This is a genomic window from Xanthomonas sp. BRIP62415, from assembly GCF_003993515.1.
Lineage (GTDB): Bacteria > Pseudomonadota > Gammaproteobacteria > Xanthomonadales > Xanthomonadaceae > Xanthomonas > Xanthomonas euroxanthea.
In genome coordinates, this window is record NZ_QEZH01000029.1 from 222,941 (window position 1) to 245,168 (window position 22,228).

A 22,228-nucleotide genomic window follows, 5' to 3' on the forward strand; every position below is an offset into this window, starting at 1 on the left:
TCCGCCGGCGCTGCCTGACAGCATCAGGGACGGGCCCGTCATGGCAGAACCCATCGTCATCGCCGGACAGCGCGTCTGGCTGAAGCAGTACCGCCGCCACAGCCGCGCGGTCTCGCTCGGAGCACTCAACTTCGTTGCCCGCCGCTGGGGCCTGGATGCCTTGCGTCCACCGCCGCACCGTGGCGGCGATGCTGCGCGCGATCTGGAGGCACGCCGGCTCGGCGAGCTGCAGGCGCAAGCGGTCAATGTGCCGCGCGTGGTCGGTTGCGGACAGGCGGCCCTGGTGCTCAGCGACAACGGGCGTTCCTTTGCCAGCTGCCTGCGCGAGGCCGATGCGCCCGAGCGCGACCGGCTGATTGCGCTGGCGGTGGCGGCCATTGCCGATGCCCATCGCGATGGCGCCTATTTCGGCCAACCGCTTCCGCGCAACATGACCTTCGACGGGCAGGCGGTCGGCTTCATCGATTTCGAGGAAGACCCGCTGGAAGTGATGGACCTGGCGCAGGCCCAGGCGCGCGACTGGCTGGTGTTCGGCTACGGGGTGGCCAAGTACTACCGCGGCCGCCGCGCGGTGCTGCAGCGGTTGATGACGTGCGCCTTCGATGCGGCCGGCCCGGCGGTGGCGGCGCATGCGCATGTGGTGACCGGGCGATTGCAGCGGTTTGCGCAGCTCACCGGCCGCCTGGGCCGCTCTGCCGGGGCGCTGGCGCGTGCCATCCTGGCCATCCACGCGGCAACCTCGCTCGGCGTCTTGCTGGTGCTGGTGATGTGCGTGGACTGGCTGGCCGATGGCGACATGGATCTGCTCAACGCCTTGCTGTAGGCGTGTCGGCGGCCCCGCTGGCGGGGGCTTGCATACGCGGCAGTACAGACGCCGGGACGATTTCGCACGTATCATCCCGGCTCGATTTTTGTAGGCAGCAACGCGTGACCGAATCCACTCTCGCCTTCGTGTTTCCCGGCCAGGGCTCGCAGTCCTTAGGGATGCTGGCCGAACTGTCCGAACTGCACCCGCAGATCCGCGAAACATTTGCCGAAGCCTCCGATGGCGCCGGCGTCGACCTGTGGGCCCTGTCCCAGGGCGGCCCGGAAGAGATGCTCAACCGCACCGAATACACCCAACCGGCCCTGCTGGCTGCGGGTGTGGCGGTCTGGCGGCTGTGGAATGCGCAGCGCGGGCAGCGCCCGGCGGTCCTGGCCGGGCACAGCCTGGGCGAATACACCGCGCTGGTCGCTGCCGGCGCCCTGTCGCTGCACGACGGCGCGCACCTGGTGCGGCTGCGCGGCCAGTTCATGCAGGCCGCCGCGCCGGCCGGTGTCGGCGCAATGGCGGCGGTACTGGGCGCCGAGGATGCGCTGGTGCAGGAGGTCTGTGCCGAGGCGGCAGGCAGCCAGGTGGTGGTGCCGGCCAATTTCAATTCGCCCGGTCAGATCGTGATCGGTGGCGATGCGGCGGCGGTGGACCGCGCGCTGGCCTTGCTGGCCGAGCGCGGCGTGCGCAAGGCGGTCAAGCTGGCGGTGAGCGTGCCCTCGCACACCCCGTTGATGCGCGATGCGGCCAACCAGCTCGCCGAAGCGATGGCCGGCCTGAGCTGGCACGCCCCGCAGATTCCGGTGGTGCAGAACGTCGATGCACGCGTGCACACCGGCAGCGAGGCGATTCGCCAGGCGCTGGCCGAGCAGTTGTACCTGCCGGTGCAGTGGACCGGCTGCGTGCAGGCATTGGCCGCCCAGGGCATCACCCGGATCGCCGAATGTGGCCCCGGCAAGGTGCTGAGCGGGCTGATCAAGCGTATCGACAAGCGCCTGGACGCCCGTCCGCTGGCCACGCCGGCCGATTATGCCGGCGCGCTCGAGGCGTGGACCCATTGATTCGACGCACCTGCCGGTCCTGCCGGCAGCCCTCACCGCTCGCGGCTGCGGTCGCGCGCTTCCCACTCGAGGAACAGCATTCATGAGCAAGCCTCTGCAGGGCGAGATCGCCCTCGTCACCGGTGCCAGTCGCGGGATCGGTGCGGCCATCGCCGCGACGCTGGCCGCCCAGGGCGCCACCGTGATCGGCACCGCGACCTCGGCCTCCGGCGCTGCGGCGATCGGCGAGCGCCTGGCTGCCGAAGGCGGCCACGGCCGTGAGCTCGATGTCACCGACGCTGCGGCGGTCGATGGCCTGATCGATGCGATCGGCAAGGAGTTCGGCGCGATCTCGATCCTGGTCAACAATGCCGGCATCACCCGCGACAACCTGCTGATGCGGATGAAGGACGACGACTGGCAGGCGATCATCGACACCAATCTGACCAGCGTGTTCCGCACCTCCAAGGCGGTGATGCGCGGCATGATGAAGGCGCGCAAGGGCCGTATCGTCAACATCGCCTCGGTGGTGGGCGTGACCGGCAATCCCGGCCAGACCAACTACGCCGCGGCCAAGGCCGGCATCATTGCGTTTTCCAAGTCGCTGGCCAAGGAGATCGGCTCGCGCGGGGTCACCGTGAATGTGGTGGCGCCCGGCTTCATCGATACCGACATGACCAAGGCGCTGCCGGACGAGGCCAAGGCCGCCTTGCTGCAGCAGATCGCGCTGGGCCACCTGGGCCAGCCGGACGACATCGCCAACGCGGTGGCGTTCCTGGCCGGCCCGAGTGCCGGCTACATCACCGGTGAGACCCTGCACGTCAACGGCGGCATGTACATGCCGTGAGCGTGCGGCGCCGGGAGGCGCTAAGTGGCTGATTGGCGGGGACTTGTGATGCAATGCAAGGCTCGGTCGCTTCCACTACACTATCCAACGCGGCCATCGCAGCGGCGATGGCGTTTTTTTCGTACCACCACTACTCCATCTGGAGCGATATCCCCAATGAGCACCATCGAAGAACGCGTCAAGAAAATCGTCGTCGAACAACTCGGCGTCAAGGAAGAGGAAGTCACCACCAGCGCATCGTTCGTCGATGACCTGGGTGCCGACTCGCTGGACACCGTCGAGCTGGTGATGGCGCTGGAAGAAGAGTTCGAGTGCGAGATCCCGGACGAAGAGGCTGAGAAGATCACCTCGGTCCAGCAGGCGATCGACTACGTCAAGGCTCACGTCAAGAGCTGATGCGTTGTTCCTGACTGCGGCGGCGTGCGTCAAGCCGTTGCTGCGTCAGACATTCCATGGGGCCGCTGATGCGGCCCTGTGTTTTTCAAGCGTCATCCGCAAACCGCAAGCACCGTCCGTTCCGTGGTGAGGAGATCTGCAATGAGTCGTCGTGTTGTCGTTACCGGCATGGGCATGGTGTCGCCGCTGGGCAATGATCTGGCCACCAGCTGGGATGGAATCATCCACGGGCGCTCAGGCATCGGCCCGATCACGCAGATCGATGCCTCGCAGTTCACCACCAAGATTGCCGGCGAGATTAAGAATTTCGATCCCACGCTGTTCGTGTCCGCCAAGGACGTCAAGAAGATGGATTCGTTCATCCATTACGGCGTCGGCGCCTCGTTCATGGCGCTGGACGATTCCGGCCTGGAAATCGACGAAAGCAATGCCGAACGCGTTGGCGCCATTCTGGGCTCCGGCATCGGCGGGCTGCTCGGTATCGAAGAGCAGACCATCAAATTCCACGAGGGCGGCGCGCGCAAGATTTCGCCGTTCTATGTGCCCAGCACCATCATCAACATGCTGCCGGGCCAGGTGAGCCTGATCAAGGGCCTGAAAGGCCCGACCTTCTCGGCGGTGTCGGCCTGCGCCACCTCCAACCATTCGATCGGCACCGCGATGCGCATGATCCAGCACGGCGATGCTGACGTGATGCTGGCCGGTGGCGCCGAGCGCGGCTCCTCGCCGAGTTCGGTGGGCGGCTTTTGCGCAATGAAGGCGATGTCCACCCGCAACGACGATCCGACCGGCGCTTCGCGTCCGTGGGACAAGCAGCGCGACGGCTTCGTGCTGGGCGACGGTGCCGGCGTGCTGGTGCTGGAAGAGTACGAACACGCCAAGGCGCGTGGCGCGCGCATCTATGCAGAACTGGTCGGCTTCGGCGCCAGCTCCGATGCCTTCCACATGACCGCGCCCAGCGAAGACGGCGAGGGCGCGGCGCGCAGCATGGCCGCGGCGATGCGCGATGCCAAGCTCAATCCCGAGCAGATCGGCTACCTCAATGCGCACGGCACCTCCACGCCGTTGGGCGATCTGGCCGAAACCCTGGCGATGAAGCGCGCGCTGGGCGACCACGCCTACAAGACCATGGTCAGCTCGACCAAGTCGATGACCGGCCATCTGCTCGGCGCGGCCGGCGGCGTGGAAGCGATCTTCTCGGTGATGGCGCTGCACACCGGCATCATTCCGCCGACCATCAACCTGGAAGCGCCCAGCGAAGGCTGCGACCTGGATTACGTGCCGAACGTGGCGCGCGAAGTGCAGGTGGACGCGGTGATGTCCAACGGCTTCGGCTTCGGCGGCACCAACGGCACGCTGGTGTTCAAGCGCATCTGAGATCACTGTGCGTGTGTACCGCGAGCGATGTCTCGCGGTACACGACGCATCGGATTCCGTCCGCCACACCCGGACAGTGGCGCTGCCGAACCTCGCTGCGCGACCTGATCCCTCTCATCATGCGTGCCCTGCCTCCATTGCAGGGTGGCGCGTCTTAGCACCCCACGCCACACCAGGCCGATGACGCTCACCAGACCCCTGCACGCGGACATCGACCTGCTGGCGCTGCATCGGCTGGCGCCGCAGCGCTATCCGGCACTGCTCGAATCCACTGCTTCCGGCACCGCCCACGGCCGCTGGGATGTGTTGTTGCTGGCAGACGGCGCAAGCCTGCGGCTGGACGCCGACGGGCGCACGCGCGACGGCGATGGACGGGTGCTGGACGGCGGATTTCTGCAGGCACTGGATGCGGCCTGGCAGGCCGAGCGCCTGCCGCACGCTGCGGCCAGCCAGTGGCCGTTTCGCGGCGGCTGGGCGGTGTTGCTGGATTACGAGCTGGCCGCGCAGGTCGAACCGATTCTGCAGCTACCCACGCGCAGCGATGGCTTGCCGAGCGCGCTGGCGCTGCGCGCACCGGCCGCGGTGCTGCGCGATCGGGTGCAGGGCCGCTGCATCGCGCTGGCCGAGCCGGGCCGTGCAGATCTGCTAACCCGCATCGTCGAGGACATCGCCGCCTGCGCCGCGCTGCCGCCGTTGCCAGCGTGGGCCGGGCCGGTGGCTGTCGAAGAAGATGCGCCGGAGCGCTTTACCGCTGCCGTGGAGCGTGTGCTCGCTTATCTGCGCGCCGGCGACGTGTTCCAGGCCAATATCTCGCGCGCCTGGCATGCGGCGTTTGCCGCTGCGGTCGCTCCGGCGGCGTTGCATGCGCGCCTGCGCGCGGCCAATCCCGCCCCGTTTGCCGGCCTGTTCGTCGCGGCAGGCCGCGCGGTGGTGAGTTCCTCGCCGGAGCGGCTGGTGTCGGTGCAGGGCGATGTGGTGCAGACGCGCCCGATCGCCGGTACCCGCGCGCGCTTTGCCGGCGACGACGATGCCGCGCGCATCCGCGAGCTGGTCGGCCATCCGAAGGAGCGCGCCGAGCACGTCATGTTGATCGACCTGGAACGCAACGACCTGGGGCGCATCTGCGCACCGGGCACGGTGGAGGTGGACGAGCTGATGGGCGTGGAAAGCTACGCGCATGTGCACCATATCGTCAGCAACGTGCGTGGCCGTCTGCGCCCCGACGTCACCCCGGGCGAGGTGGTTGCTGCGGTATTTCCCGGCGGCACCATCACCGGTTGCCCGAAGGTGCGCTGCATGCAGATCATCGCCGAGCTCGAAGGCACCGCGCGTGGCGCCTATACCGGCGCATTCGGCTGGCTCAATCGCGACGGCGACATGGATCTGAACATCCTGATCCGCACCGCCGAGGTGGCCGGGGACCAGGTGCATTTCCGCACCGGCGCCGGGATCGTGGTGGATTCGGACCCGCAGCGCGAACTGGACGAAACCCGCGCCAAGGCGCGCGGCGTGCTGCGCGCCTTCGACCAGGCATGAGCGCTTCAACGGGACATCACCGGCGCGCGGTATCCTGCGCGGCGCTGGGGCAATGACGAGGTGCGTGTGGCGGTGACTGGCAAACGTGGATGTCTGGCCGTGCTGGGCACGGCGCTGTTGCTTGCAGCGCTGCTGGCGATTGCGGCGGTGGTGGCGTGGCGGCATTACCTGCACTTTGCCCAGACGCCGGTGAGCGCGAGTGCGCCCAGTGTGGTGATCGCGCCCGGCGATTCACTCAAGGCCACGCTGCGCAAGTTGCGCGCCGCCGGCGTGGCACAGGGCACCGATCTGGAATGGCAGCTGCTCGCGCGCCAGGTCGATGCGGCAGGCAAACTCAAGGTGGGCGAATACGCGCTGGCCCCGGCGCTGTCGCCGCGCGAGCTGCTCGAACGCATGCGCCAGGGCCGGGTGATCCAGTACCGCTTCACGATCGTGGAAGGCTGGAACTTCCGCCAGCTGCGCGCCGCGATCGCCACCGCCACGCCGCTGCAGCAATCCATCGCTGCGCTGGACGATGCGGCAGTGATGGCGCGGCTGGGTTTTGCCAACCAGCACCCGGAAGGCCGTTTTCTGCCGGAAACCTATCTCTACCAGCGCGGCGACAGCGATCTGGACGTGCTCAAGCGCGCTCACCTCGCCATGGACAAAGCGCTGGCGCAGGCCTGGGCGCAGCGCGCTGCCGATCTGCCGCTGAGCTCGCCGGAGCAGGCGTTGATCCTGGCCTCCATCATCGAAAAGGAAACCGCGCTGGGTGCGGAGCGTCCGCTGATTGCCGGCGTGTTCCTGCGCCGCCTGCAGCTGGGCATGAAGCTGCAGACCGACCCCACCGTGATCTACGGCATCGGCAGTAGCTACGACGGCAATATCCGCCGCCGCGACCTGACCACCGATACGCCGTACAACACCTACACTCGCACCGGCCTGACCCCGACCCCGATCGCCATGCCCGGCCGCGAGGCCTTGCTGGCGGCAGTGCGTCCGGCACCGGGGAATGCCCTGTACTTCGTGGCGGTCGGCGACGGCACCGGCGCGCACGTGTTCTCGGCCACCCTGGCCGAACACAATGCGGCGGTGGCGCGTTACCTGCAGCGTCGCCGCCTGCCGCAACCGGAGCCCACGCCATGACCACTGCGTTCTCACCCTGGCAGCAGCGCGCCTACGACCAGACGCTGGCGGCGCTGGACGCCGGCCGGCTCGGCCACGGCTTGCTGATCTGCGGGCCGGATGGCCTGGGCAAGCGTGCGGTGGCCCTGGCGCTGGCCGAGCACGTGCTGGCCAGCGCGCCGGACCCGGCGCTGGCGCAGCGTAGCCGGCAGCTGATCGCCGCCGGAACCCACCCCGATCTGCAGCTGATCTCGTTCATTCCCAACCGCACCGGCGACAAACTGCGCACCGAGATCGTGATCGAGCAGGTGCGCGAGATTTCGCAAAAGCTCTCGTTGACCCCGCAGTACGGCATCGCCCAGATCGTGATCGTCGACCCGGCCGATGCGATCAATCGCGCTGCCTGTAACGCGCTGCTCAAGACGCTGGAAGAACCCTCGCCGGGGCGCTACCTGTGGCTGATCAGCGCGCAGCCGGCACGCTTGCCGGCGACCATCCGCAGCCGCTGCCAGCGCCTGGAATTCAAGCTGCCGCCCACGCACGAGGCGCTGGCCTGGCTGCTGTCGCAGGGTGTCGACGAGCGGGCTGCGCAGGAAGCGCTGGACGCCGCGCGTGGTCATCCGGGGCTTGCGGCGCAGTGGCTGCGCGAGGATGGCCTGGCGGTGCGGCGCGCGGTGGCGCAGGACCTGGAACAGGTCGCCGCCGGCCGCGCCGGCGCAGTGGAGGTTGCGCAGCGCTGGACCAACGACGGCCAGGCCGACCAACGGCTGCGCCACGCGGCGGACCTTGCGCTGGCACAGGCATCGGCCGGCTTGACCGATCCATCGCGGTTGCACAAGCTGGCGACCTGGTTCGACGCCGCCAATCGCACTCGCGACCTGCTGCGCACCACCGTCCGCGCCGATCTGGCGGTGACGGAATTGTTGCTGGCCTGGCGCGAGGGAGAGCGTCCGGCACGTTCTAGGGGAACTCGATGAGTGCAATGAATGCACGCCAGGGCATTTTGTCGCTGGCGTTGAAGGACAAGCCGGCGCTCTACAGCGCCTACATGCCGTTCGTGAAGGGCGGCGGCATCTTCGTGCCCACGCCCAAGCGCTACATGCTCGGCGACGAGGTCTTCCTGCTGCTGACGCTGCCGGACTCCAGCGAACGCCTGCCGGTCGCCGGCAAGGTCATCTGGACCACCCCGGCCGGTGCGCAAGGCAACCGCGCCGCCGGCATCGGCGTGCAGTTCCCGGACGGCCAGGAAGGCGAGAGCGTGCGCAACAAGATCGAGACGCTGCTGGCGGGATTGACGACCTCCGACAAGCCGACGCACACGATGTGATGCGGGGCGCCGCGGCCGCGCGCGTGATCGCCGTTGTCTGGCGCGGGGCATCGACGGGAGTATCGGGCATCTGACGGCGCCGAATCGATTGCCACAGCGTCGCTCCAGGGAGTCATGGCGCCACGCCCAGCCACCGGAATGGGACGTTTTCGAGCGCATTGCCGCCGTCGCCGATGAACCTGTTGACGATCGCCGCAGCTGCCCTATAATGTGCGGCTCGCGTCACCGGGCGGTTAGCTCAGCGGTAGAGCATTGCCTTCACACGGCAAGGGTCACAAGTTCGAACCTTGTACCGCCCACCATCGAAATCCAGCAGCAGCAAGGGTTTCAACGCGAGAAGAAGAGCCGGCCATGCGCCGGCTTTTTTGTTGTCCTGAAGGCGCTCCTGCAACCGCCTTGGGCGTCTGGCTCGGTTGAAGTGGTGTGGACCACAGCCGATGCCGTCAAAACGCAGGTGTCGCCGCTATCCGCGCGAGTGGGATGCAGAGCCCGTTGATCCCAACGACTTGTTCAAGTCGCTGACAGGCCTGTTCATCCGGTTGTGCCTGCTTGTTGCAGGCGCAGGAACGAATCGCCATCCTGCAGTCCCCCGCGTTGAAGAAGGAGTGGCGATGAAGGCGCTGCTTGGAAGTGCTCTGGTTGCGATGGCGTTGCTGGCCGGCTGTGCACGCGATGTGGGCGAGCAGTACGTGGGCAGGTGGGTCAACACGACGTCGGAGAAGAACGTGCTCAGCATCGAGCACAACGGCGAGAGCTTCATCATTCGCGATACCACGCCGGAGCGGCTCGGCGGCGGCGTCAGGACGAAGAATCATCCGGCGATCTTGAACAAGGGCGTGCTGCAGGTGTCCGGCGCCGATGGCACCGTCAACTATGCGATCGACCAGGCGACCGGGCACCTGAGTACGGGCGATACCGAGTACATGCGGGTCAAGTGATCGCTGCGCACTCGTTCAATGGGCGGGTGCTGGGTAGCGGCGCTGCGTGTGATCACATCACCAATGGGGCAGCACCCCCGGCGTGTGGAACGCGGCGCATGACCTGTCGCCGCGAGCGGGCGGCTGGCGTTGTAAAGATTCGCGAAACAGGTCCGCGCATGCAGCCCGGCCAGGCGAAGCCTGTATCTCAATCCCGCGATGCCGCCGCGTGTGCCTGCATCCAGCGCCACAACGTCGTGCGCGAGACGCCCAGTGCCTGTGCGGCGAGGGCGCGATTGCCGTTTGCGCGATCGAGCGCTGCGCGAACGGCCGCTGCGGTGAGTTGCAGGCGCGAGCTCGCAAGATCGGTGTGCCCGGGTGCTGCTGCGCCATCGCCATCGCCAATGCGCATCTCGAACAGCTCAGGTGCCCAGCGTTCCAGTTGATCCAGGTCAAGGCTGTGGCGCGGTTGTGCCTTCCAATGAATGCACAGGCGCTCGACCAGATTGCGTAATTCGCGCACGTTGCCCGGCCATACGTGCTGTTGCAGCCGCTGCAGTGCTGTCGATGACAGCGGGGAAGGCATGCCGCCGAGGTGCTGGAAGTAATGCGCCAGCAACAAGGCGATCTCGTCGGGGCGGTTGCGCAGTGGCGGCAGGGCGATGCGCAGCGCTGCCAGGCGATAGAAGAGGTCGCGGCGGAAGCGTCCTTGCTCGACCAGTGCCTGCAGCGGCTGCAGGCTGGCGGCGACCACGCGCACGTCCACGGCGACCGGCAGGGTGGCGCCAACCCGCAGCACTTCGCGCTCTTCCAGCACGCGTAGCAGGCGTGTCTGCAGCGGCATCGGCAGTTCGCCGATTTCGTCGAGAAACAGCGTGCCGTCCTGCGCGGCTTCGATCAGGCCGACATGGCCGCCGCGGCGTGCGCCGGTAAAGGCGCCGTCGCTGTAGCCGAACAATTCCGCCTCCAGCAACGACTCGCTGATGGCGCCGCAGTTGATGGCGACGAAGCGGCCACGCCGGCGGCTGCCGGCATGCAACTGGCGTGCGACCAGTTCCTTGCCGGTGCCGGTCTCGCCGCTGATCAGCACGGTGCCCGGATGTGGGGCGTATAGCTGCACCAGCTCGCGCACCTGCGTGATTGCAGCATCGTCGCCCAGCAATGCGTCGGTGCGCCGTATTCGTCGGGTGCCGGTGCGGCTGGCGGAGTGATCGTTGCCGGGTGCGCTCCCCAGCGCGATGGCGTGCTCGAGTGCCAGGCGGACCGAATCTGCCGAGTACAGCAGCACCCCGGGCAAGCCGGCCTGCTCGGCGAAATCGATCGCCATGCCGGTGCCGACGATGACCTGGATGCCGCTGGCACGCAGGTCGGCGATGCAGTCGCGCGCGTCTTCCGCGGTGACGAAGCGACGATGTTCGATGTCCAGGTCGAAGCTGTCCTGAAACGCGCGGAACAAGGGCACGTCGGTGGCATGGGTGACCACGCCGATGCGCGGTGCGATGCGGCGTGCGCGCGCCAGCGCTTCCATCAGATCGAATCCGGTGGCCTGGATCGGCGCCAGCGGCAGTGCGAGCCGGCTGCGCAGATAGGCGGCATTGGAGCCGCCGGCGACCAGCACGTCGCAGCGCTCGCGGCGCAGGCGCTGGCCGATGACCTCCACCGCCTCGGCAAAGCCGAGGTTGACCTGCTCGATGCGCGCGCGCTGGTCGAACTCGGGGATGACGTCGGCCAGCAGGCCGGTCAGGCGAGAGACGCTGACGGTCCAGATGACGGGGCCAGAGGTCTCCGTCGGCTCGATAAATCGGGGGCTACGCATCGGTGGTGTCGCGTTGCAGGGATGTTGCATCGTGCTTGGCGCGTTGCAGTATTGCAACATTCGGCGCTGGCTGGTCCAGTCGAATCAATGGCTTGGCGTTGGCATGCCATTTGCGCTCTATCCCGAATCCCACCCCAGGAACCACCATGACGTCCTCGCCCACTGCTTCCGCCGGCACGCGCTTCCGCGCCGCGCTGGCCGCCGAATCGCCGCTGCAGGTGATCGGCGCGATCAATGCCAACCACGCGCTGCTGGCGCAGCGCGCCGGCTATCAGGCCATCTACCTGTCTGGCGGTGGCGTTGCGGCCGGTTCGCTGGGGTTGCCGGACCTGGGCATCAATACGCTGGAAGATGTGCTGATCGACGTGCGCCGCATCACCGATGTCTGCGCGCTGCCGCTGCTGGTGGACGTGGATACCGGCTTCGGGCCGAGCGCGTTCAATATCGAGCGCACCATCAAGTCGCTGATCAAGGCCGGCGCGGCCGGCTGCCATATCGAAGACCAGGTCGGCGCCAAGCGCTGCGGGCATCGGCCGGGCAAGGAGATCGTCAGCCAGGCCGAGATGGTGGACCGGGTCAAGGCGGCGGCCGATGCCAAGACCGATGCGGCGTTCTTCTTGATCGCACGCACCGATGCGATCCAGATGGAAGGCGTGGATGCGGCGATCGAGCGTGCGATCGCCTGCGTGGAGGCCGGTGCCGACGGCATCTTTGCCGAGGCCGCGTACGACCTGGAGACCTACACGCGGTTTGTCGATGCGGTGCGCGTGCCGGTGCTGGCCAACATCACCGAATTCGGCAAGACGCCGCTGTTCACGCGCGACCAGCTCGCGCAGGCCGGCGTGGCGATCCAGCTGTTTCCGCTGTCGGCGTTCCGTGCGGCCAACAAGGCGGCCGAAGCGGTCTACACCGCGATCCGGCGCGATGGGCATCAGCAGGCCGTGCTGGACACCATGCAGACGCGTGAAGAGCTGTACGAGCGCATCGGCTACCACGACTACGAGCAGCGCCTGGACGGCTTGTTTGCACGCAAAGGCGCATGATCGCGCCTTGCTGCGTGCAGGTTCGGCCATTTCATCCGTGACACCGCAACACGACACCGTTTGGGAGCGCATCGCATGAACGACACCGTCAATCCCGGCTTCAAGCCGAAGAAATCCGTCGCCTTGTCCGGCACCGCTGCGGGCAACACCGCGCTGTGCACGGTGGGGCGCAGCGGCAACGACCTGCATTACCGCGGCTACGACATCCTGGACCTGGCCACCACCAGCGAGTTCGAGGAAATCGCCTATCTGCTGGTGCATGGCAAGTTGCCCAATAGTGGCGAATTGCGCGGCTACAAGGCCAAGCTGCGTTCGCTGCGCGGCGTGCCGGCGGCAGTGAAGACGGCGCTGGAACAGCTGCCGCCGTCGTCGCATCCGATGGATGTGATGCGCACCGGCGTGTCGGTGCTGGGCTGCCTGCAGCCGGAAAAGGACGACCACAATCATCCTGGCGCGCGCGATATCGCCGACAAGCTGATGGCCTCGCTGGGGTCGATGCTGCTGTACTGGTATCACTACAGCCACAATGGCAAGCGCATCGAGGTGGACACCGACGACGACTCGATCGGCGGGCACTTCCTGCATCTGCTGCACGGGTTTGCGCCGAAGGACGCGTGGGTGCGTGCGATGCATACCAGCCTGATCCTGTACGCCGAGCACGAGTTCAACGCGTCGACGTTTGCGAGCCGCGTCATTGCCGGCACCGGCAGCGACATGTACAGCGCCATCGCCGGTGGCATCGGCGCACTGCGCGGGCCCAAGCATGGCGGCGCCAACGAAGTGGCCTTCGAGGTGCAAAAGCGCTACGACACGCCGGACGAGGCCGAGGCCGACATCAAGGCGCGTGTGGAGCGCAAGGAAGTGGTGATCGGCTTCGGGCATCCGGTCTATACCGTGTCCGACCCGCGCAACAAGGTGATCAAGGAGGTGGCGCGCGAGCTTTCCGAGGCACAGGGAAGCCGCAAGATGTACGACATCGCCGAGCGCCTGGAGAGCGTGATGTGGGACATCAAGAAGATGTTCCCGAACCTGGACTGGTTCAGTGCGGTCAGCTACCACATGATGGGCGTGCCGACGGCGATGTTTACGCCGCTGTTCGTGCTGGCGCGTACGGCTGGCTGGAGCGCGCACGTCATCGAGCAACGCATGGACGGCAAGATCATTCGGCCTTCTGCGAATTACACGGGTCCAGAAGATCAGGTGTTCGTGCCGCTGGATGAGCGCTCCTGAAAGCTGCTGCCTGCGAGCGGCCCTCATCCGCCCTTCGGGCACCTTCTCCCGCGTTGCGGGAGAAGGGAGAGTGGCGAGCAGCAGGTGGTGACTAGCAATACGAGCATCAGCAACAGCAACAGCAACAGCAACAGCAACAGCAACGGCAACAGCAACGGCAACAGCAACAGCAACAGCAACAGCAACGGCAACAGCAACAGCACCAGCACCAGCACCAGCACCAGCACCAGCAACAGCACCAGCAGACCCCGCCCGCTTTGTGATATCGCCAGCCATGAACAGCCAGTACCGCAAGCCCTTGCCGGGCACCTCGTTGGACTATTTCGATGCACGCGCCGCCGTGGATGCGCTGCAACCCGGCGCCTATGCAACGCTGCCGTACACCGCACGGGTGCACGCGGAGAATCTGGTGCGGCGTGCCGAACCGCAGATGCTGGAGGCCTACCTGCGTCAGCTGATCGAGCGCAGGCGCGACCTGGATTTTCCCTGGTTTCCGGCGCGTGTGGTCTGTCACGACATCCTGGGGCAGACCGCGCTGGTCGACCTGGCCGGACTGCGCGATGCAATCGCCGAGCAGGGGGGCGATCCGGCGCAGGTCAACCCGGTGGTGCCGGTGCAATTGATCGTCGATCACTCGCTGGCAGTGGAATACGCCGGCTTCGACAAACAGGCCTTCGCCAAGAACCGCAGTGTGGAAGATCGCCGCAACGCCGACCGCTTCCACTTCATCGAGTGGACCAAGCGCGCGTTCGAGAACATGGAAGTGATTCCGCCGGGCAACGGCATCATGCATCAGATCAATCTGGAGAAGATGTCGCCGGTGATCTACACGCTCGACGGCGTGGCGTTTCCCGATACCTGCGTGGGTACCGACAGCCATACCCCGCATGTGGATGCGCTGGGTGTGATCGCGGTGGGTGTGGGTGGGCTGGAAGCGGAGAACGTGATGTTGGGCCGTGCCTCGTGGATGCGCCTGCCCGACATCATCGGCGTGGAATTGCTGGGCCGGCCGGCGCCCGGCATCACCGCCACCGACATCGTGCTGGCCTTGACCGAATTCCTGCGCCAGCAACGTGTGGTCGGTGCCTATCTCGAGTTTTATGGAGCCGGCGCCAGCGCGCTGACCATCGGCGACCGCGCGACCATTTCCAATATGACGCCGGAGTTCGGTGCCACCGCGGCGATGTTCTATATCGACCAGCAGACGCTGGACTACCTGCGTCTGACCGGGCGCGAGGAGACGCAGATTGCGTTGGTGGACACCTACGCCCGCCAGACCGGCCTTTGGGCGGACGACCTGGTCACCGCGCACTACGAGCGCGTGCTGCAGTTCGACCTGTCGAGCGTGGTGCGCAACATGGCCGGGCCGTCCAATCCGCACAAGCGCGTGGCCACCAGCGAGCTGTCAAACCGTGGCATCGCCGCTGCGTGGGACGACGTTCCGGGGCAGATGCCCGATGGCGCGGTGATCATCGCCGCGATCACCTCGTGCACCAATACCTCCAACCCGCGCAATGTCATTGCCGCCGGCTTGCTGGCGCGCAACGCGAACGCGCGTGGACTGACCCGCAAGCCCTGGGTGAAAAGTTCGCTGGCGCCGGGCTCCAAGGCGGTGCAGTTGTATCTGGAAGACGCCGGCCTGTTGGGCGAGCTGGAACAACTGGGCTTCGGCATCGTCGCGTTTGCCTGCACCACCTGTAACGGCATGAGTGGCGCGCTGGATCCGGCGATCCAGCAGGAGATCATCGACCGCGATCTGTACGCGACAGCGGTGCTGTCGGGCAACCGCAATTTCGACGGGCGCATCCATCCCTACGCCAAGCAGGCGTTCCTGGCATCGCCACCGTTGGTGATCGCCTATGCCATCGCCGGGACGGTGCGCTTCGATATCGAAAAGGATGTGCTGGGCGTCGACGCCGATGGCGTGGCGGTGACGCTCAAGGATCTGTGGCCAAGCGATGCGGAGATCGATGCGGTGGTGGCGCGCAGCGTCAAGCCGGAACACTTCCGCAGCGTCTATGACCCGATGTTCAAGCGCAGCGTGGGGCAGGGCAGTAGCGTCAGCCCGTTGTACGACTGGCGGCCGACCAGCACCTACATCCGTCGCCCGCCGTATTGGGAAGGCGCGCTCGCCGGTGCACGTAGTTTGCGCGGACTGCGCCCGCTGGCGGTGCTGGGCGACAACATCACCACCGATCATCTGTCGCCGTCGAACGCGATTCTGGCCGGCAGCGCGGCCGGCGAATACCTGGCGCAGATGGGCGTGCCGGAGGAAGACTTCAATTCCTACGCCACCCATCGCGGCGACCACCTCACCGCGCAGCGCGCCACCTTCGCCAACCCCAAACTGGTCAACGAAATGGCGGTGGTCGACGGACAGGTCAAGGCAGGCTCGCTGGCGCGGCTGGAACCGGAAGGGCAGGTGCTGCGCATGTGGGAGGCGATCGAAACCTACATGACGCGCAAGCAGCCGCTAATCATCATTGCCGGTGCCGATTACGGCCAGGGCTCCTCGCGCGACTGGGCCGCCAAGGGCGTGCGTCTGGCCGGCGTGGAGGTGATCGTGGCCGAAGGCTTCGAGCGGATTCACCGCACCAACCTGATCGGCATGGGCGTGTTGCCGCTGGAGTTCAAGCCGGGCAGTGATCGCAAGACGCTGGGCATCGACGGCAGCGAAACCTTCGATGTGGTCGGCGAGCGCACGCCGGGTGCCACGCTGACGCTGTCGATCCATCGCCGTAATGGCGAGCAGCTGCAGGTGCCGGTGACCTGCAGGCTGGACACCGCCGAAGAAGTGTCGATCTACGAGGCGGGCGGCGTATTGCAACGGTTTGCGCAGGATTTTCTTGAGGCCTCGGCAGCCTGATGGCTTCGACGCCCGAGGACGCCAGGTCGCGCGCTTGCACCCACCCGTGCAGGCGCGCACGCTTTGGCAATCTTTGCCATCAGGAGGTCGTATGGCCACGATGAATATCTCTTTGCCCGACGAGCTCAAGCAGTTCGTCGATCAGCAAGTCCAGGAGCATGCCTACAGTGAGTACCTGCGCGAACTGATCCGTAAGCAACGCGATGTGGAACAGCTGCGTGGGTTGCTGCTGGATGGGGCCAACTCCGGGCCGGCCGTGGCAATGGAGCCTGATTTTTTCGACAAGATGCGTGAGCGCGCGCAGGCACGCGCTGCCAGCAAGTGAAGCCGGCGCGCTGGCGCCCGTTGGCGCTGCGCGACATCGACGAAGCCGCTGCGTGGTATGGCGAACAAGCCGGGCTCACGCTGGAACTGGCGTTTGCCGACGCGCTGGAGTCGGCGGTCAAGATGCTGATCCAGCACCCGGGTGTCGGTTACAGCCGACATGCGGTGCTGTTGAAGCTGCAGGACCTGCGGGTGTGGCCACCGAAGGGATTTCCCTATTTGATTTTCTACATCGAACGCGACACGGACATCGTCATCTGGCGTGTGCTGCAGATGCAGCGCGACATTCCTGCGTGGATGAGCTGCGACGCCTGAGCGGTTCGACGCGAGTTTTGCCTCAACTCTCCGGCAGCGCCGCAGTCGATGCGTCTTCGCCGCGATCACGATCAACCGAGATAGACCAAGCCCATGACCCCTCTCCCCCAACTCCGCATCCCGGCCACCTACATGCGTGGCGGCACCAGCAAGGGCGTGTTCTTTCGCTTGCAGGACCTGCCCGCTGCCGCCCAATTGCCCGGGCCTGCGCGCGATGCGTTGTTGCTGCGGGTGGTCGGCAGCCCCGATCCGTACGGCAAGCAGATCGACGGCATGGGTGGGGCGACCTCCAGCACCAGCAAGGGCGTGATCGTGTCGGCCAGTGCGCGCGCCGGGCACGATGTGGACTACCTGTTTGGGCAGGTGTCCATCGACAGCGCGTTCGTGGACTGGAGCGGCAACTGCGGCAACCTGTCGGCGGCGGTGGGGCCGTTTGCGATTGCCAATGGCCTGGTCGATGCCGCGCGGGTACCGCGCGATGGTGTGGCGACGGTGCGGATCTGGCAGGCCAATATCGGCAAGACCATCGTGGCGCATGTGCCGATGACCGATGGTCAGGTGCAGGAAACCGGCGACTTCGAACTGGATGGGGTGACCTTTCCGGCCGCCGAGGTGCAGCTGGAATTCCTCGACCCGGCCGACGCTGCCGAAGGCGAGGGCGGCGCGATGTTTCCCACCGGCAGGCTGATCGATCAGCTGGAGGTTCCCGGCCTGGGCACGATCGCAGCGACGCTGATCAATGCCGGCATTCCGACCATCTTCGTCAATGCACGCGACCTGGGCTACACCGGCACCGAGCTGCAGGAGGCGATCAATGGCGACCCGCATGCACTGACGATGTTCGAGACCTTGCGCGCGCACGGCGCGTTGCGGATGGGCTTGATTGCGAAGGTGGAAGAGGCAGCCACGCGGCAGCACACCCCGAAGGTGGCCTTCGTCGCGCCACCGGCCGATTACACCGCGTCCAGCGGCAAGCCGGTGCGCGCGGCCGAGATCGATCTGCTGGTGCGCGCGCTGTCAATGGGCAAGTTGCACCACGCCATGATGGGCACCGCGGCCGTCGCCATCGGGACAGCCGCGGCTGTGCCTGGCACGCTGGTCAATCTGGCCGCCGGCGGCGTGACGCGTAAGGCGGTGCGCTTCGGGCATCCGTCCGGCACCCTGCGGGTCGGCGCCGAGGCGCAATCGATCGATGGCCAATGGCGGGTCACCAAGGCACTGATGAGCCGCAGCGCGCGGGTGTTGATGGAAGGCTGGGTGCGGGTGCGGGTGCCGGTCGACGCCGCCGGGGGCGGTTGATCGTTCGCTGAGACCGGGCACGCCCCGGCGCACAAATTGCACGCGGGTGTTGCATTAATTCGAACGCCTTTTCGAATTCGGAAAACTTTTTCGCACGCGCTCTGCCAAATTTGTGTAAATCGTGTTAATTCTGTTGCAACGCGGCATGCAGATCAGGCCGCTCCGCCAACCGAATTCGGAGTCTTCCCATGTCCGCCAGCCGGTCGCTCAAGATCAGCGCGCTCGCCGTTGCCGTCGCTTCCCTTCTTCCGCTTCATGCCGCCGCCCAGCAGGCGCCCAGCGACGACGGTGTCGTGCGCCTGGACGCGGTCAAGGTCACGGTCGAGCGCCGCTCGGAAGATTCCAAGGACGTGCCGGTCTCGGCATCGGTGCTACGTCCGGAATTTCTCGATGCCATCTCCACCAGCGGCTCGGATATCCGCGTGCTCGCGGGCAAGGCGCCCAGCCTCAACATCGAATCGTCCAACGGCCGTGTGTTCCCGCGCGTGTACATCCGCGGCTATGGCAACACCGACTTCAACACCTACGCCTCGCAGCCGGTGTCGCTGATCTATGACGACGTGGTGCAGGAAAACGCGTTCCTGAAGGGCTTCCCGATCTTCGATCTGGAAGGCCTGGAAGTGCTGCGCGGCCCGCAGGGCACGCTGTTCGGCCGCAACACGCCGGCCGGCGTGGTCAAGTTCAACTCGGTCAAGCCGACCATTGGCGCCAATGACGGCTACGCCAGCCTGTCCTACGGCACCTACGGCACGATGACGCTGGAAAGCGGCCTGAGCATCGCCATGGGCGAGCATTGGGCGGCGCGTCTGTCCACGCTGGGCCAGCGTCGCGACGACTGGGTGGAAAACCGCGATGGCCGCGACCTGGAAGGCTATACCGATTCGGCCGTGCGCCTGCAGCTGCTGTACCAGGCCAGCGACGACTTCAGTGCCTTGTTCAACGCGCATGCGCGCCACCTGGACGGCACCGCGCGGCTGTTCCGCGCCAACGTCATCCAGCCCGGCACCAACCAGCTGGTGGACGGCTTCGACGAAGAGAAGTCCTTCATCGACGGCGCCAACAACCAGGAACTGCAGACCTATGGCGGCAGCGCCAACCTGACCTGGGACCTGGGCGACATCGCGCTGCACTCGATCACCGCCTACGAAGGCATCGGCAAGTACTACAGCCGCGGCGACATCGACGGCGGCTTCGGCGCGGTGTTCGCACCGCCGTCCGGCCCGGGCGTGATTCCGTTCCCGGTGGAAACCGCCGGCGGCATCAAGAGCCTGGACCAGTACAGCCAGGAACTTCGCGCCGAATCGCAGTACGAGGGCCCGCTCAACTGGCAGGCCGGCCTGTACTACTTCCACGACGATGTGGAAGGCGAGAACTACACCTACAACACCTTCAGCGGCGGTGATCTGGCCAGCTACCAGCTGACCCGCCAGCGCAACACCTCGTGGGCGGCATTCGGCTCGTTGAACTATGCGGCCACCGACCGCCTGAACCTGCGCGCCGGCATCCGCTACACCTACGACAAGAAGACCTTCGACGTGCTGGCGCTGGATCGCGTCACGCTGGTCGAGCCGTCCAGCGGCGAGACCGACAACTCCAAGGTCACCGGCGATCTGGCGGCCACCTTCGCCATCAACGACGACGTCAACGTGTACGCCCGTGCGGCACGCGGCTTCCGCGGCGCCAGCTTCGGCGTGCCCTCGGGCACCGCGCCGCTGACCGTGGCCGAGCCGGAGACGGTGGATTCGTTCGAGATCGGCATCAAGTCGGATCTGTTCGACAACCGCGCGCGCCTGAGCTTCGACATCTACGATTTCCGCGTCAAGAACCAGCAGCTCACCGCGGTGGGCGGCGTCTCCAACGACGTGCGCCTGCTCAACGCCGACAAGACCAAGGCGCGCGGCGCCGAGTTCGACTTCGAAGCGCTGCTCACCCAGAACCTGCGCGTCACCGCCGGCGGCGCCTACAACTGGACCCGCATCGACGACCCGGCGCTGTCGGTGGGCGTGTGCCGCACCTGCACCGTGACCGACCCGCTCAACGCGGCCGGCAATGCCATCATCGACGGCAACGACCTGCCGCAGGCTGCCAAGTGGATGGCCAACGCCACCCTGCGTTACGGCATCCCGATGGGCAACGACGGCGAGCTGTTCTTCTACACCGACTGGTCCTACCGCAGCGAAGTGAACTTCTTCCTGTACGACTCCAAGGAGTTCACCGGCCAGCCGCTGGTCGAAGGCGGCGCCAAGATCGGCTACAACTGGGGCGCCGGCGCGTACGAGGTGTCGGTGTTCTGCCGCAACTGCACCAACCAGATCCGCGTGACCGGCGCGATCGACTTCAACAACCTCACCGGCTTCATCAACGACCCGCGCATCGTCGGTGCGCAGTTCCGCGCCAACTTCTGATCGGCGTGGTGGTGTAGCACGATTGAACCGCCGGCCGACACGCTGGCGGTTTTTTTATGGTCGCAGGAGCAGATACATGCAGCAGAGATGGCGAAACGCGTGGTGGATGCTGGGGCTGTGGTGCGCATCGGCAGTGGCATGGGGGCAGACGCCTGCCGTGACTGCAGCGCAGGCGCCGCCAACACCCACATCCACCGAGTTGCTGGTGGTCTCCACCGATATCGGCGACGACATCGACGATGCATTTGCGCTGGGGTTGTTGCTGCGCAGCCCGCAACTGCGGGTGCTGGGCATCGCATCGGCCTGGGGCGACACCGGCTTGCGCGCGCAGTTGCTGCAGCGCCTGTTGCAGCAGGCCGGGCGCAGCGAGATCCCGTTGGCGGTGGGGGCACGCACCACCAGCGCGATCCCCTTCAGCCAGGCGCGCTGGGCCGCCAGGGGACAGGCGCCAGGCAAGTTGCCGGATGCGGCGGCGATGATCCTGCAGCAGGCGCGCCTGCATCCCAGCGAGGTGACCTTGCTGGTGTTGGGGCCGATGACCGACGCGGCACTGGCGCAGCAGCGCGACCCGGCCGGCTTTGCCAAGCTCAAGCGCATCGTGGCGATGGGCGGCTCGGTCCGCGTTGGCTATGGCAAATCGGCGTATCGGCCTGCCAGTGCGCCGGCGCCGGAGTACAACATCCTGGCCGATGTGCCGGCGGCGCAGCGGGTGTTCGCGGCCGGCGTGCCGATCGTGTTGCTGCCCCTGGACGCCACCCAGGTTCCGTTGGAAGAGCCCGAGCGCGTCGCGCTGTTTGCACACGGCGACGGGCTCACCGATGCGCTCACCCAGCTGTATTACCAGTGGCGCAACACCGACCAGCCCTGGGCCAGCGCCACGCCGACCTTGTTCGACGCGGTGCCGGTGGCCTGGCTGCTGCGCCCCGCACTGTGCCCGACCACGCCGTTGCACCTGGATGTCGATGCGCAGGGGTACACCCGCGAAGGCACAGGCACGCCGAACGTGCAGGCCTGCCTGCGCGCGGACAAGCCGGCGTTGATCGACCTGTACATGCGCACGGTGCTGCAGTTGCGCTAGGAGTGGCTTTCAAAGTGTGGTGAGCGCCCGCTTGGTGGCGAGCGCAGTGGTTTTATTGGCCGCACTTTGGGATGCAGTCAAAAGCCTGGTTGGTCGTGCGCGCGGTGCCCTCACCGCTCGCGGGACACGCCGCAAGTACGTCCGTGTAGGCTCGGTGGCGGCATCCATGCCGCCACACGGTCCCGCAATCGGCGAGGACACCGCACCAGAAAATGCGTCGGTTGCTTTGTTGAAAGCCTGCTTGCTGCTCTGCTTGTGATGGAACGTTTGTTGGACGCACCATCATCCGAACAATGCACGCTACGCCCTGTTTGCGCCCCTGCACACCGACCATCTCGACGGGTCCTTGCCCGCCCACCGTCGCGGGGCCTTACGCGGCATGGATGCCGCGTAAGAGCCTACAGGGACGTACTTGCGGCGTGTCCCGCGATGGTGGGCGGGCAAGGACCCTGCAGCCAAGCGGCAACTCAGCGACCTGCCATGGACCGGCGTCAAAC

Annotated in this window: 20 protein-coding genes and 1 tRNA gene; 19 read left to right on the top strand and 2 right to left on the bottom strand. The window is 66.4% G+C overall.

The features are described from left to right. The first annotated feature begins 40 nt into the window (after positions 1 to 40). The 11 genes from EO141_RS15205 to EO141_RS15255 all read left to right on the top strand — a co-directional run bounded on the left by EO141_RS15205 (position 41) and on the right by EO141_RS15255 (position 9,376). Positions 41 to 823, top strand: coding sequence for a serine/threonine protein phosphatase (locus tag EO141_RS15205; RefSeq protein ID WP_119130894.1), 783 nt, complete (start codon positions 41 to 43; stop codon positions 821 to 823). A gap of 104 nt (positions 824 to 927) precedes the next feature. Beyond that, complete coding sequence (fabD, locus tag EO141_RS15210) at positions 928 to 1,872, top strand: ACP S-malonyltransferase (protein WP_047130407.1); 945 nt, start codon at positions 928 to 930, stop codon at positions 1,870 to 1,872. 82 nt (positions 1,873 to 1,954) lie between these two features. Continuing rightward, entirely contained in the window at positions 1,955 to 2,698 is a 744-nt protein-coding gene (fabG, locus tag EO141_RS15215) for a 3-oxoacyl-ACP reductase FabG (RefSeq protein ID WP_047130408.1), read from the top strand. A 156-nt stretch (positions 2,699 to 2,854) separates the two neighbouring features. Further along, positions 2,855 to 3,094, top strand: a complete 240-nt coding sequence (acpP, locus tag EO141_RS15220; protein WP_002814322.1) for an acyl carrier protein — start codon at positions 2,855 to 2,857, stop codon at positions 3,092 to 3,094. A 141-nt stretch (positions 3,095 to 3,235) separates the two neighbouring features. Further along, a complete protein-coding gene (fabF, locus tag EO141_RS15225; protein WP_127169576.1) occupies positions 3,236 to 4,471 on the top strand; it encodes a beta-ketoacyl-ACP synthase II in 1,236 nt (411 codons plus the stop codon). A gap of 180 nt (positions 4,472 to 4,651) precedes the next feature. After that, positions 4,652 to 6,007 carry an aminodeoxychorismate synthase component I gene (locus tag EO141_RS15230; protein WP_127169577.1) on the top strand — a complete coding sequence of 452 codons (1,356 nt, stop codon included), beginning with the start codon at positions 4,652 to 4,654 and terminating at the stop codon, positions 6,005 to 6,007. Positions 6,008 to 6,067: 60 nt separating this feature from the next. Next, a complete protein-coding gene (mltG, locus tag EO141_RS15235) occupies positions 6,068 to 7,132 on the top strand; it encodes an endolytic transglycosylase MltG (protein ID WP_127169578.1) in 1,065 nt (354 codons plus the stop codon). Beyond that, positions 7,129 to 8,088 carry a DNA polymerase III subunit delta' gene (locus tag EO141_RS15240; protein ID WP_127169579.1) on the top strand — a complete coding sequence of 320 codons (960 nt, stop codon included), beginning with the start codon at positions 7,129 to 7,131 and terminating at the stop codon, positions 8,086 to 8,088. Before mltG ends, EO141_RS15240 begins: the two co-directional genes overlap by 4 nt. Next, positions 8,085 to 8,438 (top strand): PilZ domain-containing protein, encoded by a 354-nt coding sequence (locus tag EO141_RS15245; protein ID WP_026064467.1) that lies wholly within the window; start codon positions 8,085 to 8,087, stop codon positions 8,436 to 8,438. Before EO141_RS15240 ends, EO141_RS15245 begins: the two co-directional genes overlap by 4 nt. Before the next feature lie 227 nt (positions 8,439 to 8,665). Beyond that, positions 8,666 to 8,740 (top strand) — tRNA-Val (locus EO141_RS15250). Positions 8,741 to 9,049: 309 nt separating this feature from the next. Continuing rightward, positions 9,050 to 9,376, top strand: coding sequence for a hypothetical protein (locus EO141_RS15255; protein WP_119129163.1), 327 nt, complete (start codon positions 9,050 to 9,052; stop codon positions 9,374 to 9,376). Between the two features lie 187 nt (positions 9,377 to 9,563). Here EO141_RS15255 and prpR read toward each other — a convergent pair whose 3' ends face one another. Beyond that, positions 9,564 to 11,171, bottom strand: coding sequence for a propionate catabolism operon regulatory protein PrpR (gene prpR, locus EO141_RS15260; protein WP_127169580.1), 1,608 nt, complete (start codon positions 11,169 to 11,171; stop codon positions 9,564 to 9,566). Positions 11,172 to 11,317: 146 nt separating this feature from the next. Here prpR and prpB point away from each other — a divergent pair, with 146 nt between their 5' ends. Continuing rightward, positions 11,318 to 12,214, top strand: coding sequence for a methylisocitrate lyase (gene prpB / locus EO141_RS15265; protein WP_104582336.1), 897 nt, complete (start codon positions 11,318 to 11,320; stop codon positions 12,212 to 12,214). 75 nt (positions 12,215 to 12,289) lie between these two features. Further along, the gene (gene prpC / locus EO141_RS15270) at positions 12,290 to 13,444 is read left to right on the top strand and encodes a 2-methylcitrate synthase (protein ID WP_127169581.1); all 1,155 of its coding nucleotides are present in this window, start codon (positions 12,290 to 12,292) and stop codon (positions 13,442 to 13,444) included. Positions 13,445 to 13,467: 23 nt separating this feature from the next. Here prpC and EO141_RS21535 read toward each other — a convergent pair whose 3' ends face one another. Continuing rightward, positions 13,468 to 13,683 carry a hypothetical protein gene (locus EO141_RS21535; RefSeq protein WP_127169582.1) on the bottom strand — a complete coding sequence of 72 codons (216 nt, stop codon included), beginning with the start codon at positions 13,681 to 13,683 and terminating at the stop codon, positions 13,468 to 13,470. A gap of 35 nt (positions 13,684 to 13,718) precedes the next feature. Here EO141_RS21535 and acnD point away from each other — a divergent pair, with 35 nt between their 5' ends. From acnD to EO141_RS15305, 6 genes are all read left to right on the top strand, one after another. Next, positions 13,719 to 16,310 (top strand): Fe/S-dependent 2-methylisocitrate dehydratase AcnD, encoded by a 2,592-nt coding sequence (acnD, locus tag EO141_RS15280; protein ID WP_127169583.1) that lies wholly within the window; start codon positions 13,719 to 13,721, stop codon positions 16,308 to 16,310. 91 nt (positions 16,311 to 16,401) lie between these two features. Next, a complete protein-coding gene (locus tag EO141_RS15285) occupies positions 16,402 to 16,635 on the top strand; it encodes a type II toxin-antitoxin system ParD family antitoxin (RefSeq protein ID WP_127169584.1) in 234 nt (77 codons plus the stop codon). Then, on the top strand, positions 16,632 to 16,949 hold the full coding sequence (locus tag EO141_RS15290; protein ID WP_127169585.1) for a type II toxin-antitoxin system RelE/ParE family toxin: 318 nt from the start codon (positions 16,632 to 16,634) through the stop codon (positions 16,947 to 16,949). Before EO141_RS15285 ends, EO141_RS15290 begins: the two co-directional genes overlap by 4 nt. A gap of 93 nt (positions 16,950 to 17,042) precedes the next feature. Beyond that, positions 17,043 to 18,248, top strand: a complete 1,206-nt coding sequence (gene prpF, locus EO141_RS15295) for a 2-methylaconitate cis-trans isomerase PrpF (RefSeq protein ID WP_127169586.1) — start codon at positions 17,043 to 17,045, stop codon at positions 18,246 to 18,248. A gap of 188 nt (positions 18,249 to 18,436) precedes the next feature. Further along, complete coding sequence (locus EO141_RS15300; protein WP_104582343.1) at positions 18,437 to 20,653, top strand: TonB-dependent receptor; 2,217 nt, start codon at positions 18,437 to 18,439, stop codon at positions 20,651 to 20,653. A gap of 106 nt (positions 20,654 to 20,759) precedes the next feature. After that, a complete protein-coding gene (locus EO141_RS15305; RefSeq protein WP_127169645.1) occupies positions 20,760 to 21,731 on the top strand; it encodes a nucleoside hydrolase in 972 nt (323 codons plus the stop codon). Positions 21,732 to 22,228: the final 497 nt, after the last annotated feature.